Annotated in this window: 17 protein-coding genes; 7 read left to right on the top strand and 10 right to left on the bottom strand. The window is 63.9% G+C overall.

What is annotated here, in order from left to right:
• Nucleotides 1–128: 128 nt before the first annotated feature.
• Entirely contained in the window at nt 129–1,670 is a 1,542-nt protein-coding gene (locus tag FXV83_RS23820) for a benzoate-CoA ligase family protein (RefSeq protein ID WP_148741810.1), read from the bottom strand.
• A 136-nt stretch (nt 1,671–1,806) separates the two neighbouring features.
• On the opposite strand from FXV83_RS23820, the gene FXV83_RS23815 reads away from it, so the two are divergent.
• Entirely contained in the window at nt 1,807–2,715 is a 909-nt protein-coding gene (locus tag FXV83_RS23815; RefSeq protein WP_148741809.1) for a helix-turn-helix transcriptional regulator, read from the top strand.
• A 12-nt stretch (nt 2,716–2,727) separates the two neighbouring features.
• Nucleotides 2,728–3,123 carry a group II truncated hemoglobin gene (locus FXV83_RS23810; RefSeq protein WP_148741808.1) on the top strand — a complete coding sequence of 132 codons (396 nt, stop codon included), beginning with the start codon at nt 2,728–2,730 and terminating at the stop codon, nt 3,121–3,123.
• Between the two features lie 76 nt (nt 3,124–3,199).
• Here the strand turns inward: FXV83_RS23810 and FXV83_RS23805 are convergent, their stop codons facing one another.
• Nucleotides 3,200–3,532 (bottom strand): PRC-barrel domain-containing protein, encoded by a 333-nt coding sequence (locus FXV83_RS23805; protein ID WP_187436110.1) that lies wholly within the window; start codon nt 3,530–3,532, stop codon nt 3,200–3,202.
• Nucleotides 3,533–3,604: 72 nt separating this feature from the next.
• Nucleotides 3,605–4,390, bottom strand: a complete 786-nt coding sequence (locus FXV83_RS23800; RefSeq protein ID WP_148741806.1) for an IclR family transcriptional regulator domain-containing protein — start codon at nt 4,388–4,390, stop codon at nt 3,605–3,607.
• Nucleotides 4,391–4,506: 116 nt separating this feature from the next.
• On the opposite strand from FXV83_RS23800, the gene FXV83_RS23795 reads away from it, so the two are divergent.
• The 3 genes from FXV83_RS23795 to FXV83_RS23785 all read left to right on the top strand — a co-directional run bounded on the left by FXV83_RS23795 (nt 4,507) and on the right by FXV83_RS23785 (nt 8,121).
• On the top strand, nt 4,507–5,865 hold the full coding sequence (locus FXV83_RS23795; protein ID WP_148741805.1) for an aromatic ring-hydroxylating dioxygenase subunit alpha: 1,359 nt from the start codon (nt 4,507–4,509) through the stop codon (nt 5,863–5,865).
• A 130-nt stretch (nt 5,866–5,995) separates the two neighbouring features.
• Entirely contained in the window at nt 5,996–7,432 is a 1,437-nt protein-coding gene (locus tag FXV83_RS23790) for a glutamine synthetase family protein (protein ID WP_148741804.1), read from the top strand.
• Nucleotides 7,433–7,758: 326 nt separating this feature from the next.
• A complete protein-coding gene (locus tag FXV83_RS23785) occupies nt 7,759–8,121 on the top strand; it encodes a hypothetical protein (RefSeq protein WP_148741803.1) in 363 nt (120 codons plus the stop codon).
• A 181-nt stretch (nt 8,122–8,302) separates the two neighbouring features.
• Here FXV83_RS23785 and FXV83_RS23780 read toward each other — a convergent pair whose 3' ends face one another.
• The 7 genes from FXV83_RS23780 to FXV83_RS23750 form a co-directional block, all read right to left on the bottom strand.
• Complete coding sequence (locus FXV83_RS23780) at nt 8,303–9,031, bottom strand: ABC transporter ATP-binding protein (RefSeq protein ID WP_235940127.1); 729 nt, start codon at nt 9,029–9,031, stop codon at nt 8,303–8,305.
• Nucleotides 9,024–9,791, bottom strand: a complete 768-nt coding sequence (locus tag FXV83_RS23775) for an ABC transporter ATP-binding protein (protein WP_148741802.1) — start codon at nt 9,789–9,791, stop codon at nt 9,024–9,026. The genes FXV83_RS23780 and FXV83_RS23775 overlap by 8 nt, the downstream gene beginning before the upstream one ends.
• Entirely contained in the window at nt 9,784–10,728 is a 945-nt protein-coding gene (locus FXV83_RS23770; RefSeq protein ID WP_148741801.1) for a branched-chain amino acid ABC transporter permease, read from the bottom strand. Before FXV83_RS23770 ends, FXV83_RS23775 begins: the two co-directional genes overlap by 8 nt.
• On the bottom strand, nt 10,725–11,642 hold the full coding sequence (locus tag FXV83_RS23765) for a branched-chain amino acid ABC transporter permease (protein WP_148741800.1): 918 nt from the start codon (nt 11,640–11,642) through the stop codon (nt 10,725–10,727). The genes FXV83_RS23770 and FXV83_RS23765 overlap by 4 nt, the downstream gene beginning before the upstream one ends.
• 323 nt (nt 11,643–11,965) lie before the next feature.
• Nucleotides 11,966–12,184: a hypothetical protein gene (locus tag FXV83_RS23760; protein ID WP_148741799.1), complete on the bottom strand. Its 219-nt coding sequence runs from the start codon at nt 12,182–12,184 to the stop codon at nt 11,966–11,968.
• A 1-nt stretch (nt 12,185) separates the two neighbouring features.
• On the bottom strand, nt 12,186–12,845 hold the full coding sequence (locus FXV83_RS23755) for an acyl-homoserine-lactone synthase (protein WP_148741798.1): 660 nt from the start codon (nt 12,843–12,845) through the stop codon (nt 12,186–12,188).
• Nucleotides 12,846–12,930: 85 nt separating this feature from the next.
• Nucleotides 12,931–13,659, bottom strand: a complete 729-nt coding sequence (locus FXV83_RS23750; protein WP_148741797.1) for a helix-turn-helix transcriptional regulator — start codon at nt 13,657–13,659, stop codon at nt 12,931–12,933.
• 166 nt (nt 13,660–13,825) lie between these two features.
• Here FXV83_RS23750 and FXV83_RS23745 point away from each other — a divergent pair, with 166 nt between their 5' ends.
• Both FXV83_RS23745 and FXV83_RS23740 read left to right on the top strand, forming a co-directional pair.
• Entirely contained in the window at nt 13,826–14,002 is a 177-nt protein-coding gene (locus tag FXV83_RS23745; RefSeq protein WP_148741796.1) for a hypothetical protein, read from the top strand.
• A 363-nt stretch (nt 14,003–14,365) separates the two neighbouring features.
• Nucleotides 14,366–15,304: a LysR family transcriptional regulator gene (locus FXV83_RS23740; protein ID WP_148741795.1), complete on the top strand. Its 939-nt coding sequence runs from the start codon at nt 14,366–14,368 to the stop codon at nt 15,302–15,304.
• The last annotated feature ends 82 nt before the right edge of the window (nt 15,305–15,386 follow it).

The following is a 15,386-nucleotide window of genomic DNA, read 5'->3' as shown; positions in this document are numbered from 1 at the left end:
CTGTCACTCTTCTTCGCGCAACGGGCAGGAGGCGCTTCGACGCACTCCGTCGTCCCTCCCCCCTTGTGGGGGAGGGAGCGCAGGTGGGCTTGCCGCAGCAGTGTCAGTCACCCTCGACATGCGCACGCTCAATTCGCGCCGTCCCGCAGCTTGAACCGCTGGATCTTCCCCGTCGCGGTCTTCGGCAGCGAGTCCACCACGTCGATCCAGCGCGGATATTTCCAGGGGCCGATCTTCTGCTTGACGTGATCCTTCAGCACCTCCTGCAGGCCGGTCGTCGTCGCGCCGGGGCGCAGCACGACGAAGGCCTTCGGCTTCAGCAGGCCTTCCGGATCCGCTTCGGGCACGACCGCCGCCTCCAGCACGGCCGGATGCGTGATCAGTGCGCTCTCGACCTCGAAGGGCGAGACCCAGATGCCGGAAACCTTGAACATGTCGTCGGCGCGGCCGCAGAAGGTGTAGCGGCCCTCGGCGTCGCGGATGTATTTGTCGCCGGTGCGGGTCCACGGGCCTTCAAACGTGCGGCGGCTCTTGTGGCGCTGGTTCCAGTAGCCTTCGCCCGCGGAGGGCGCATCGACCAGCAACTCCCCGACCTCGCCGTCGGCGACGTCCTGGCCGGCCTCGTTGACGAGCCGCACCGCATAACCCGGCACCGGCTTGCCGGACGAGCCATATTTGATGTCGCCGGGAGCATTCGACAGGAAGATGTGCAACAGCTCGGTCGAGCCGACACCATCCAGAATGTCGACGTTGAAGCGCGCCTTCCAACTGTTGCCGACGGATTCCGGCAGCGCCTCGCCGGCCGAGGTGCAGATGCGCAGTGCGTTGCCACCGCGCTCCGCCTTCGTCGTCTCGTCGTTGAGCATCGCTGCAAACAGCGTCGGCACGCCGTAGAAGATCGAGGGATTGTAGCGGTTCATCAGGTCGAACATCCGCGCCGGCGTAGGCCGCTCGCTATTCAGCACCACGCTGGCGCCGACCGACATCGGGAAAGTGAGGGCATTGCCGAGGCCGTAGGCGAAGAACAGCTTCGCCGCGGAGAGACAAACGTCGCTCTCGCGAATGCCGAGCACCTGTTTGGCGTAGGTTTCGGCGGTGGCTTGCAGGTTTGAATGCAGGTGACGCACGCCCTTGGGCATGCCGGTCGAGCCTGATGAGTACAGCCAGAACGCCGGCTCGTCGGCATGCGTCGCAGCGGTCGTGAATTGATCGTTCTCGCGTGCCAGCTCCTCTTTGAGCTGCTTGTGGCCGTTGACCTTGGCGCCGGACACCACGACATGCTCGAGATCCGGCATCCGGCCGACGACGTCCTTGATGACGGGATAGAGCGCCTCCGAGACGAACAGCACGCGCGCGCGGCAGTCGGCGAGGATGTAGGCATATTGATCGGCGGTCAGCAGCGTATTGAGCGGCACCGGTACGATGCCGGCGCGGATCGCGCCCAGAAACACGATTGGAAAGTCGACCGTGTCCAGCATGATCATCGCCACACGTTCCTCGCGGCGGACGCCGAGACGGCGCAGCATGTTGGCGGCGCGGCGGGTCTGTTGCTGGAGCTCGCCATAAGTCAGGCGAGAGACGGTGTCGTCGAAGGCCAGCTTGGTGCCGCGGCCCTCCTCGACGTTACGGTCGAGCAGCCAGGTCACCGCATTATAGGATCCCTCGCTCACGGACTTCTCCCCCGATTTTAGAATTATAATTCATAGAAAGACACCGCATTGGCTTGCTGTCAATGCTATCACGCATTATGTTTCATTGAAATGCGCCGCAGGACACCCGCTCAAGAAGGCCCATGATCTGTAGTCCATGACCGACAGTCCCGACGCCGAATCCCGCTTCCTCGAACAGCTCGGCCAGCGCGTGCGCACCATGCGCGCACTGCGCGGCATGTCGCGAAAAGTGCTCGCCAAGGTTTCAGGTATTTCGGAGCGCTATATCGCCCAGCTCGAAAGCGGCAAGGGCAATGTCTCCATCGTGCTCTTGCGCCGCGTCTCGGACGCGATGGGCGCGCATCTGGAAGATCTGCTTCCATCGGCCGATCCGACGCCGGACTGGCAGATGTTTCGCGACTTGCTGCGCAAGGCGACGCCGGGCCAGATCGCCCAGGCCAAGGACCTGCTCGCCGGCGGCAGCGCATCCGCGCCGCGGCGCGCGCCATTCTGCGGCATCGCGCTGATCGGCCTGCGCGGCGCCGGCAAATCCACGCTGGGCAAGATTCTGGCGAAGAAGGTCGGCTGGAGCTTTGTCGAGCTCAACAAGGAGGTCGAGCAGCAGAACGGGCTCTCGGTCGCCGAGATCATCGCGCTGTACGGCCAGGAAGGCTTTCGCCGCATGGAGCAGGCGGCGCTGCAGCAGTTGCTCGCGCGCAACGAGCTGATGGTGCTCGCCACCGGCGGCGGCATCGTCTCGGAGCCGCTCACCTTCGACCAGATCCTGTCGTCGTTCTACACGATCTGGCTGAAGGCCGAGCCCGAGGAGCACATGGCCCGCGTGCGCCGTCAGGGCGACCTTCGCCCGATGGCGGATGATCGTTCCGCGATGGCGGAGTTGCGTAACATTCTGCGCAGCCGCGAGCCGCTGTATGCGCGCGCCACCGCGGTGGTGGATACCGCGGGGCTTTCCGTCGACGCCGCCGCCGCACGGTTGATCGACGCGGTGCGGCCGGTGCTTCAGAACGAAGCACGCAGTTTTGGGCTGCGCAGCGTGGCGCTGTAGCCGGGACGCGGAATGACCGATAGCGACGTCGCAATCTCCACGTTCGAGCGGATCGGCGGCAGTGCCACGATCGATCGGCTGGTCGAGCGCTTTTATGATCGGATGGATACGCTTGCGGAGGCGCGGACCATTCGTGCCATGCACGCGGCCGATCTCGGCGCGATCAAGGACGTGCTGAAGCGCTATCTCACCGAATGGACCGGCGGCCCAAAACTCTACTCCGTCGAGAAGGGCCATCCGCGGCTGCGCCAACGCCACATCGGTTTTGCCATCGGCGATGCCGAACGCGATGCATGGATGCTCTGCATGCGCGGGGCGCTCGAGGAAACGGTGGCCGATGCGGCCGCGCGGCACGACCTCGATCGGGCGCTGTCGGGTCTCGCCGACTGGATGCGCAACCGGCCGTGAGAGCGTCGATCAAGGCCAACGCATGGCGTTCCCGGGAATTGCTTCGCTTACCCGGGCTACAAGACTCCCGACGCGGCTAGACCGACCAGTAATGCGGATGCGGGTAGGGCCGCGAGCGATCGCCCCAGTCGAACGCGTCGCCATCGAACTCGCATGGGCCGTGGCTGAGTTCGTCCAGCGTCAGCTCAACCTGGAATGCCTGGCGTGCTGGATCGTATTTCAGCGCGTTCCATTGCACCGGATAGTGGTGACGGGTGCCGAGCAGGCCGCCGGTCTTGATCACGGCATAGCCGACCATTCCGCTCACCTTGTCGAGCATCAGCCGCTCAATCGTGCCGAGCTTGGTACCGTCGCGCCCGTAGACGGCGACATGCTCCACACGATCACTGGGAACCATGGTGTGTTGCATGGCATACTCCCTGTTCTCTTGTGACCCACACATCATAGCGCGAAATGCGGAAAGAGCGAAAGCGTGCTGTAGCTACAGCAGCTGCGAGCGCACCGATTCCGCGCCTTCGCCCAGCAGGGGTAGGAACCGGTCGACCAGTTCCCGCGCCGGCACGCGGTCGACATGGGCGCCCATGTTGATGGCGGCGACGATGACATCATCGTAGCGGCGGACGGGAACGGAGATCGAGCGGAAATGCGGCTCGGCCTCGCGGTCGACCAGCGAATAGCCCTGGGCGCGGTCTGCTGCAATGCGCGCGAGCAAGACCTTGGGATCGGTCACCGTCTGCGGCGTCAACGCTTCGCGCTTCATCGTCTTCAGGCGCTCGGCAAGTTCGGCATCACCGAGTTGTCCGAGCATGGCGCGGCCAACAGAGGTGCAGAAGGCCGGGAGCCGGTAGCCAATTTCGAGTCCGCTTGAAAAGACGCGCGCCGGACCGCCGCGGGCGATGAACACGACGTCGTCGCCATCGAGCACCGCGAGCGAAGAGATTTCCTGCGCTGCGGTCGCGACGCGATCGAGCACCGGCTGAAGCACGGCGACGAGCTGATTGGACCGCAGGTAGGACGCCGCGAGCGTCAGCACATGCGGCGTCAGCGAGAACAGTTTGCCGTCGCTCGCAACGAAGCCACTGCGTGCAAGCGTGAACAGGATTCGCCGGGTCGTGGCGCGCGGCAGCTCAGCTGCGCGGGCGAGATCGCTCAGCGTCATTGGGCCCGGGGTCGCGCCAAAACATTGCAGCAGGCGCAGGCCGCGATCGAGGCTTTCGACGAAATCCGTCGCGCGCTCGTCGCTCTCGCTCCGCTTCAGCTTGGGCATGGTGTCGGGCCATTCCTGCAAAATAGTGCTTGCTGCCGCATCAAGGCATGTCATAATTCGCCCATTCGTTCAATAGGCGAACAACAATCGCCCCTCCAGCAAAGGACGCGACCGCCATGATGAGCCAGGAGCAGAACGACCTGATCACCCGCACCGGGCCGAAGGACCCGTGCGGCAAGCTGATGCGGAGCTACTGGCAGCCGGCCGCTCTTGCCGATGAACTGGAGGGCGCACGCCCGATCCGCCCCGTCAAACTGCTCGGCGAAAACCTGGTGCTGTTCCGCGACGAGACGGGACGCTACGGCTTGATCGACCGGCACTGCGCGCATCGCGGCGCCGACCTTGCTTTCGGGAGGCTCGAACATGGCGGCCTGCGCTGCGCGTTCCACGGCTGGCTGTTCGACGCGACCGGGCAGTGCATCGAGACGCCGGCCGAACCGAAGGACTCAAAGCTCTGCCAGAACATCAAGCAGCGCTCCTATCCCGTGGTGGAGAAGAGCGGCATCCTCTGGGCCTGGCTCGGCGAGGGTGAGCCGCCGGCATTCCCGGAGATCGACTGTTTCATCGCGCCCGGCACGCACACTTTCGCGTTCAAGGGCCACATGGCCTGCAACTGGCTCCAGGCGCTGGAGGTCGGCATCGATCCCGCGCACGCCTCCTATCTGCATCGTTTCTTCGAGGACGAGGACACATCCACCGCTTACGGCAAGCAGTTCCGCGGCGCCTCCGCCGGCAGCGACCTGCCGATGACGAAAATCCTGCGCGAGTACGACCGCCCGATCATCAATGTCGAGCACACCGAATACGGCCTGCGGCTGATCGCGCTACGCGAGATCGACGAGGAGCGTACCCATGTGCGGGTGACCAACCAGCTCTTCCCGCACGGTTTCGTCATCCCCATGAGCACGGAGATGACGATCACGCAGTGGCACGTGCCGGTCGATGACGAGAACTGCTACTGGTACGCGATCTTCACGAGCTACTCCGCACCGGTCGAGAAGCAGAAGATGCGTGACCAGCGGCTCGAGCTCTACGAGCTTCCCGACTACAAATCGCGCAAGAACCGCGGCAATGATTACGGCTTCGATCCGCACGAGCAGCAGACCGCGACCTACACCGGCATGGGCAGCGACATCAACGTCCACGACCAGTGGGCGGTGGAATCCATGGGCGCGATCCAGGATCGCACCAAGGAGCATCTCGGCCAGTCCGACAAGGCGATCGTGCTGTACCGCCGCCTGCTGCGGCAGGAGATCGACAAAGCGATGGCCGGCGAAAAGCCGATGCTGCATCTCGACGAGAGCACCGCGCGCGCAATCCAGGGACCGGCGACGATGGACGGCATCGGCCCGACGCGGGGCTGGGAGACCTACTGGATGGAAGTCGACGTCAAGCGCCGCCGCGGCGCGCCGTGGACGGCCCCGGTGCCGAAGGACATCGAAGGCAAGGTGCATCGGCTGACGGCGGCGGAGTGACGATTGTGGTCGGCTCCCGTAGGGTGGGCAAAGGCGCAAAGCGCAGTGCCCACCATGCTTCCGCGAGGACGATAGATGCGGTGGGCACGCTTCGCTTTGCCCACCCTACGGCAGTTGGGGGAGTGGAAAAGTGACCTTCGTCGCGCGTCATGCGCTGTGGTCGGAAGAGCATAAGGACGCCGCGACGCGCATGCGCCGCATCGTCGAGGAGAAGAACCTCGAGGTCATCCGCCTCGGCTTCCCCGACCAGCACGGCATCTTGCGCGGCAAGACCATCATTGCTTCGGAGGCGATCGCCTCGCTGGAAAGCGGCTGCTCGATCACCACGACGATGCTCGCCAAGGACACCTCGCACCGCACGGTATTCCCGGTGTTCACCGCCGGCGGCGGCTTCGGCATGAAGGAGATGGAGGGCGCGGCCGACGTGCTGATGGTCGCCGATCCCACCACCTTCCGCGTGCTGCCATGGGCGCCGGCGACAGGCTGGGTGCTGTGCGATCTCTATTTCAATGACGGCCGCCCCGTGCCGTTCGCGACGCGCGGGCTCTATCGCAAGGTACTTAATGAACTCGCAAGCCGTGGCCACGATTTCGTCGCCGGGCTCGAGGTCGAATTCCACATCTTCAAGCTCGACGACGTCCATATGCGCGCCGAGGATGCGGGCCAGCCCGGCACGCCGCCCTCTGTGAGCCTGCTCAGCCACGGCTACCAGTATCTCACCGAGCAGCGCTTCGACCAGATGGAGCCGGTGCTGGAGATCCTGCGCCGCGACGTCCTCGCGCTCGGGCTTCCCCTGCGATCGGTCGAGGTCGAGTTCGGGCCGAGCCAGTGCGAGTTCACCTTTCAGCCGAAGAAGGGAATGGAGCCTGCCGACAACATGGTGCTGTTCCGTTCCGCCGTGAAGCAGATCGCGCACCGCCACGGCTATCACGCCACCTTCATGTGCCGGCCGAAACTGCCGAACCTGTTCGCCAGCGGCTGGCACCTGCACCAGTCGATCATCTCGCGCGCGAGCGGGGAGAACCTGTTCATGGCGAACGCAGGCAGCGAGCCGCTCAGCGCATTCGGCCGCGCTTATCTCGCAGGGCTGCTTGACCACGCCCGCGCGGCAACCGTGTTCACCACGCCGACCATCAACGGCTACAAGCGCTACCGCTCCTATTCGCTGGCGCCGGACCGCGCGATCTGGGGCCGCGACAATCGCGGCGTCATGATCCGCGTGCTCGGGGCGGCCGGCGATGCCGCCACCCGCCTGGAAAACCGCGTCGGCGAGCCCGCGGCCAATCCCTATCTCTACATGGCCTCGCAAGTCTTGAGCGGCCTCGACGGCATCGATCGCAAGCTCGATCCCGGCCCCTCCGCCGACACGCCTTATGAGACCAAGGCGCCGCTGTTGCCGAAGTCGCTGCGTGACGCCGTCGCCGCGCTGAAGGACGACCCGTTCTTCCGCGAAAAGCTCGGCGGAGAGTTTGTCGACTATTACACCCACATCAAGAATGCCGAGATCGACCGCTTCCTGGCTGAGGTGACCGACTGGGAACACCGCGAATATTTCGAGATGTTTTGACGTTGTGACATCGTTCGGGGGCGGTCCGAAGGGTTCGCTCACACGCCCGTGAGGCGACTTCGTCCCACCGGTTGCGACGAAATCACCCCGCGCCCCGACGAAGCCATTTTCCCCGCCCCACGAAAACGGCGTGAAAGACAACGCGCCTAGGCTGCTGCCCCATGATCAACAGTGGAGTTCGATCATGTGGAACCATCTGTTCAGTCTGATTTACCGCCTGTCCTGCCGGACCACGCTGATCGAGATCGGCACGCATCGCCTAGCGCGTTAGAAAACCGGCTGGTGCGGTTTAGGCAAGATGAACTGACCAAATCATGGGGATTTCCATGCGCAAGCTGATTCTGATCGCCGCGCTATCGCTACTGGCTACCCAGGCCTATGCCGGAGGTTCGCGAAGCCTGAGCCTCGCGGCCTCCAATTCGAGCCAGCAGGCACCCGAGCAGCCGGTAGCGCAGGCGCCATCGGCGAACGTCCAGACGGCGACCACGACATCCACTTCAACTCCGCCGGTCGCTGCCGCGCCGACGACCGTAAGCGCCCCTGCCGCGACAACTCCTGCCGCAGCACCCGTTCAGTCGACCGGCGCAGCGGTGGCAAGCACGACCGAGACAACCAAGCCGAAGCGCCGCCAACCGTCGACCGAAGCACGCGTGATCCGCGAACTGCATCGTCATGGGATTTATTGGTGAGGGCCCCAATGTCGTCCTGGCGAAAGCCAGGATCCATTATCCCAGGGAGACGTTTGGCGAAGATTGGCGCTCAGTACTGATACCCGCCGCAATCGATAGATCACGCGGTATGGGTCCTGGCTTTCGCCAGGACGACGCTGACTGAGCCGCAAGAGCGTTCCTCCCCCATCTCACCGTCCTTTCAGATCCCCAAATATTTGTGCTGCAGCTCCGGCTCGGCCAACAGCTCGTTCGACGTGCCGCTCCACACCGTCTTGCCGCGCTCGATGATGTAGTGGCGGTCGCAGATGCGGGCGAGATGGTCGACGTTCTTGTCGACGACGAGGATCGACTGGCCGCGGCTCTTGAGCATCGACAGGCAGTTCCAGATCTCTTCGCGGATCAGCGGCGCCAGGCCCTCGGTCGCTTCGTCCAGGATCAGCAGCTTCGGATTGGTCATCAGCGCGCGGCCGATCGCGAGCATCTGCTGCTCGCCGCCAGAGAGCTGGTTGCCCATGTTCGAGGCGCGCTCGGCCAGCCGCGGGAACAGCACGTAGATCGCGGCGAGCGTCCAGGGATTGGCGCTGCCGAAGCGATCGGCGGCCGCAGCGACCAGATTCTCGCGCACCGTGAGGTTCGGGAAGATCTGGCGTCCCTCGGGCACGAGGCCGACGCCGAGTTTTGCGATTTTGTAGGACGGCTGCGTCCGCACCTCGGAGCCCGCAAAACGGATGCTGCCTGTGCGCGCCGGCGTCAGGCCCATGATGGAGCGGATGGTGGTGGTCTTGCCCATGCCGTTGCGGCCCATCAGCGAGACCATCTCGCCCGGCTTGATCGACAGCGACAGGCCAAACAGCACCTGGGACAGCCCGTAGCAGGTTTCGATGCCGTCGACGTCGAGCAGCGTTTCAGCCATCTCTTTTTCAGACATGGTGCGTCACCACATGCTGGTCGCCGAGATAGGCGCGCTTGACATCGTCGTTGCCGCGGATTGCGGCCGGATCGCCGGAAGCGATGACGCGGCCATAGACCAGCACCGTGATGCGGTCGGCGAGCGCGAACACCGCCGGCATGTCGTGCTCGACCAGCACGATCGAGACTTCCTTGCGCAGCTCCTGGAGCAGCTTCACCATGCGCTGCGATTCGGTGACGCCAAGCCCGGCCATCGGCTCGTCCAGCAGCAGCAGTTTTGGCTTGCTCGCGAGCGCGACCGCGAGCTCGAGCTCGCGCCGCTCGCCATGGCTGAGCCGGGACACGACGACGTCGGCGCGATGCAACAGCCCGACGCGATCGAGCGCAGCATGCGCGGCGTCACGCAGGCCCTTTTCCTTGCGCGCATTGGCGAAGAAACGGAACGACGTGCCGGCATGGGCCTGCGCCGCCAGTGCGACATTGTCGGCAGCGGTGAAGTCGAACAGCAGCGAGGTGATCTGGAACGAACGCGCCAGGCCCAGCGCGCAGCGGCGATAGGCCGGCAGGTGGGTGATGTCGCGGCCACCGAGCGAGACGCTGCCTGAATTCGGCGCCAGATGCCCGGTGAGCTGGCTGATCAGCGTGGTCTTGCCGGCGCCGTTCGGGCCGATGATGGCGTGCAGCTCGCCCGCCGCGACGTCGAGCGAGACGTTGTCCGTCGCAATGATGCCGCCAAAGCGGCGCACCAGCTTCTCGACACGGAGCAGCGGTTCAGCCACGATTGAACCTCCCGAGCAAGCCCATGATGCCGCCGCGGCCGAACAGCACGATCAGCAACAGCAGCGGGCCCATGATCAGCGCCCAGTATTCGGTGATCTGCGACAAGAACTCTTCCAGGAGCAGATAGACCACCGCCCCCATGACCGGGCCGAACAGCGCGCCCATGCCGCCGAGGATGACCATCACCATGAGGTCACCGGAACGGGTCCAGTACATCGCGGCCGGGCTGATGAAATCGGTGTTGTTGGCGAGCAGCGCACCGGCCAGGCCGCACATCATGCCGGAGATGACGAAGCAGACCAGCTGATAGCGTTTCGCCGGAAAGCCGATCGCCTGCATGCGCTGCTCGTTGGAACGCAGACCCTGCACGACGAGGCCGAAGCGCGAATTGACGATGCGCCAGATCAGGAAGATCACGCCGAACAAGCAGGCAAGGCAGAGGTAGTAGAACTGCACACGGTTCCCGAGATTGATCAGGCCGGAAAAGTCGCTGCGCTTGTAGACGGTGAGACCGTCGTCGCCGCCGTAGCGTGCGAGGCCCGAGGCGACGTAATAGGCCATCTGCGCGAACGCCAGCGTGATCATGATGAAATAGACACCGCGGGTGCGCAAGGAGAGCGCACCGATCACGAGCGCGTAGAGTGCGGACGCCGCGATCGCGACCGGAAACTGAATGAAGCCGGAGCCGACGCCTTCCTGCGCCAGGATGCCGACGGCATAACCGCCGATGCCGAGATAGGCGGCATGGCCGAAGCTCATCATGCCGCCATAGCCCATGATGAGGTTGAGGCTCGCTGCTGCCAGCGCCAGGATGACGACGCGGGTGAACAGCGTCAGGATGAAGATGTTGCCGGATGCTTGCGAATAGAGTGGCAGCAGCACGAGGCCTGCCAGCATCAGGGCCGTCACGGCCTTGCTCACGGTGAAAGCCTTCATCGACGGTTGGCCGGAAACAGCCCCTCCGGCCGCACCACCAGCACGATTGCCATCAACAGATAGATCAGCATGGATGACAGCGCGGGCGCGGCGGTGGAGGCGGCGGTCGAGCTCAGCACCTGCCGCAGCAGGTTCGGCAGGAAGGCACGGCCGAGCGTGTCGATCATGCCGACGAAGATCGCGGCCAGGAACGCGCCGCGGATCGAGCCGATGCCGCCGATCACGATGATGACGAAGGCGAGGATCAGGATGTTCTCGCCCATGCCTATCTGCACGGTGAGAATCGGCGCCTGCATCAGCCCGGCAAGGCCCGCAAGCGCGGCGCCGAGACCGAACACCAGGGTGTAGAGCAGCTTGATGTTGATGCCGAGCGCGCCGATCATCTCGCGGTTGGAGGCACCGGCCCGGATCAGCATGCCGACGCGGGTGCGCATCACGCCGAGATAGAGCAGCAGCGCAACGAGCAGCGCAACGACGATGATGGCGAGACGGTAGGCGGGATAGTGAATGCCCGGCAGGATCGGCACCGGCACGGTGAGCCAGGCCGGCAGCGGCAGCGCGAGGCCCGCCGGCCCCCAGATCAGCCGCACAGCCTCGTTGAAGAACAGGATCAGGCCGAAGGTCGCGAGCACATGGTCGAGATGGTCTCGTCCATAGAGATGTTTCAGCGCCACCACCTCAAGCACGATGCCAAGCAGCAGCGTCGCACCGAGCGCCAGGAACGCGCCGAGCAGAAAGCTGCCGGTCCAGGCCGCGAAGGTCGCGGCGAAATAGGCGCCCATCATGTAGAGCGAGCCGTGCGCGAGGTTGACGAGATCCATGATCCCGAACACCAGCGTCAGTCCGGCGGCGAGCAGGAATAGCAGCAGGCCGAACTGCAATCCGTTCAAAAATTGTTCGACGACGAGCAGCATCAAAACTCTTTCAGGCGCACGCAGCGTCACGCCGATGTTCGAACACGGTCGCCATCAGTGAAAGAGCTCCCCCTGCCTCTTCAAGGCCGAAAAATGGGTAATGGCAGTATCGTTCCGAGGCAAGAGCGATTTGACGCCAGACATGCACTTTGTTGCATCCCGGCGGGGTGCGGCTGTGCGCACCTTGCAAGATGGTTGCCGGGGAGGATGGGTCAACCTGCCGCACCCATCCGGGGCGGAGGCAGCGGCGCGCTGCGCAAAAACGCTCGCCCTCTCCCAAGGGAGAGGGCGAGACCTTCCGTTGAGTGAAGGAAGACTGGCGTCTAGTGCGACGTCATCTGTTGGGGGAGATCGTCCGGCTCGACGAGCGCGGCGTCTGCCGTCGAGGCCTCCAGCGCCGCCATCCGGAACAGATAGGCGAGTGTCGCCATTCCGGAGTCTTCTGCCATCTCAGCGAGTTCGAGCGCCATGTCGGACATGTAGCTGAGATTCTCGTCTCTGGTCTGCGCCATGATCTGGCTGTCCCGCATCATGTTCGACATCTCAGGCAATCTTTCGTTGCGCGGCAAGGCCGCAGAGGTTGGCACGGGCGATGCAGTCGATACGCGGACCGTCGTGCTGGATGGCGTGCGTCATCCCGATACGGTTGCACACGATATCGAGCGACTCCTGACGGACCTCAATCGTCGCGGCCATGGTCCAGGAGTCCCCGACCAGCGCCGGTAGTCCGAGCGGCGTGACGACGAAGCCGATGTCGTGGAATCGCGGCAGCCACCACGTCTCCATGACCAGGCAGAGACGCTCGATGCCCTGGTCGAGACAGAACTCCTGCGCCGCCGCCATCAGTTGCAGGTTGAGCGCGCCATCGCGGCGGTCGCGCGCGACGAAGAAACGTGACCACTCCCAGACCAGGGGGTCCACCGGACAGCCACGCACCGCCGCAAGGTGTGGAAAGACATCGCTCATCATCGTCGGCTTGGTGGTTGGATACAGCCGGGAGCCGGCGAGCACACGGCGGCTCTCGTCGAGGGCCAGCAGATAGATCGCGTCCTCATTGTCATAGGCGTCGATCTCGCGGCTATCGGGCTTCCGCAGTCCCTCCCATTTCCGCTCCTCCACAAAAATCTCGTGACGCAGCCGAAAGTGTTGCTCGATGACGTCCTCGTAATGGTGCCGGTTAACGGCCGAAATCACATGAATCATGAAGTCCCCCATGGCTTGAAATGGGGGAAGCCTCTTGGAAAAAGGCCGAGCCGACTATTGGGAAATTTCCCAGTAGGCGGCTATTTCAGGGATTGATGATTCTGTGCCGGATTGCGATCGCGACCGCATGCGTCCGGTTGACGGCGCCAAGCTTGCGCGCTGCAGTTGCAAGATGCTCTTCCGCAGTGCGCTGGGTGATGTTCAGGATCTCGCCGATCTCCCAGGCCGACTTGCCCTGCGAAGCCCAGGAGATCACCTCGCGCTCGCGCGGGGTGAGGCGCATCGACGGATGCGGCGTTGGATCGAGCAAACGGCGAATATGGTCGAAGCCATACATCGCGATCAGGTGCAGCGCCGGCTTGCTGCGGGCATTGAGATCAAGGTGGACGCCACCAAGCGAGACGCCGGCCTCGTAGCCGGTCAGCCCGTGGATCGGAACGACGAAGCCATGCGACATGCGGAAATCGGCAGCGCGCCGCATCACCTCCACGGCGCCCGGTTCCAATTCGGGATCATAAGGCGCCTCCGACCACTCGAAGGGATTCACCGTCTGCCGGCATTTGCGGATCACGGGATCGACGCGGTCGTAGCTTTTTTGAGTGTAGAGGCTGAACCATTCCGCCGGCCACTTCTTGGCGAGCACCATCTGGGAAAAGCGCTGGTCGGGGTTCGGCAAGCCCGTCACGATGATATGCTCGAAGCCGTACCGGCTGAATGCCGTTGCGAGCGAATCCATGGCGTCCGGAACCGTGCTGTAGGCTCCCAGCCCTTCGATGAAGTCGAGCGCTTCCCGGCCATAATCCACGGCGGACATCAGTGCGTTTCCTGACCCTTGCCGCTCGCTATAGCACGTCTTGTGGGGCTCCCTCAATTCACCGCTTCCGTAGTTTCCCGGTGCGTCACACGCCCCGAAGATTAATCTACTTGTGGAAGAATTGACGTCAAGTTACACCTAGGACGCCTGCAGCGGGAAAGCCACGATGGAAGACGAGAACATCGCCCTCAACAGCGTGCTCGGCCTCGAGCTCAACCGCGTATTTTTCGCCGTCCGCCACACTGCAAACAAGCAGAAGATCATCGAGTTCGCACGTGAGGTGCTGCAAAGCGAGCGCCCGGAGCAGCCCGGCAGCGTGTCGCCGGAAGGACCGGCGAGTTAAAACGGTTGTGGTCATGGCGCAAGCTGCTCGCGCGGTTGCGCCGGCCTCCATTTGAATCCGCCGATTTGAGTCCAAGCAATCCGCCACGAAGGTAGTTTCCCTTCTCCCCTTGTGGGAGAAGGTGGCGCGAAGCGCCGGATGAGGGGTCTCTCTCCACGCACCCACTGCAGCAGGCATTCGCCGAGAGAACCCCTCACCCGTCTCGCCGCTATCGCGGCGATCCACCCTCTCCCACAAGGGGCCCACAAGGGGAGAGGGGGAGAATCCCCCTCTTCAGCTCACCTCAATACACTTACCGCTGGATGACCTTGCTTCTCCCGTGAGATGATCGCGATTGCGATCGCCTTTCGGGATGTCCAGGACATGATGACGCTGCGCCAGGTTGAAGTGATCCGGGCCGTGATGGTGACGGGCACCATTGGCGGTGCGGCGAAGCTGCTCAACGTCTCGGCGCCGGGCATCAGCCGTCTCGTCAAATACACCGAGCGCTCGCTCGGCATCCGCTTCTTCCAGCGCCAGAACGGTCGCTACTTCCCGACTCCCGAGGCGGAGAACATCTTCGAGCAGATCAACGGCGTCTACAAGAAGGTCGACGATCTCTCCGAGATTATCTCCAAGATCGGACGCGGCGCTTTGTCGGAGCTGCGCATCGGCTCGGTGCCGAGCATCTCGCAGGTGATGGTGCCGCGCGCGATCGAGCGCGTGCGGCGCCGCTATCCCGATCTCGGCATCGACATCAACATCCTCAAGCTGGAGGAAGCCATCGACTATCTCTTGCTCGGCCGCGGCGAGTGCGTAGCGATGAGCTACCGGCTCGAGCATTCCGGCCTCGACTTCATGCCGCTCGCCTCGGGCGAACTCTATTGCATCGTGCCGCCGGGCCATGAGCTTGCCGGCCGCAAGCAGGTCTCGGCCGCCGAGATCACCCGCTATCCGCTGATCGGCATCGACCCCAAGGATCCCTACGGCCGCATCATGGCGGAGATCTTTGCGCGCAGCCGGCTCGACTACAACATCACCATCCGCGCCCGCTTCGGCACCACGGTCTGCGCGCTGGTGAAGGCGGGGCTGGGCATCGCGGTCATCGACCAGTTCACGGTGGCCCATGGCGGCTATCCCGGGATCGAGCTGCTCAAGATCACTGAGCCGACGCGGTTCGACACCTACATCGCGGTCAAGCGCGGCGCGCCGCTGTCACTCCACGTCGAATACTTCATCGCGTCGCTGCGCGCCGAGATGCGCGCGGTCGAGCCGTCCCGCGGCAACGGCAAGGCGCCCGCGATGCGCGGGCGGAAAAAATAACATTATGTTAGGTTTGCCCGATAAATGGGTAATTGTGTTAGGCAAGGGAAAGACTATCGTCCCGCTTGGACTTGCGCGGATT

Source organism: Bradyrhizobium hipponense, assembly GCF_008123965.1.
Taxonomy (GTDB): domain Bacteria; phylum Pseudomonadota; class Alphaproteobacteria; order Rhizobiales; family Xanthobacteraceae; genus Bradyrhizobium; species Bradyrhizobium hipponense.
Note: the sequence above shows the minus strand (reverse complement) of the source record. Positions and strands in the feature narration are given on the sequence as shown.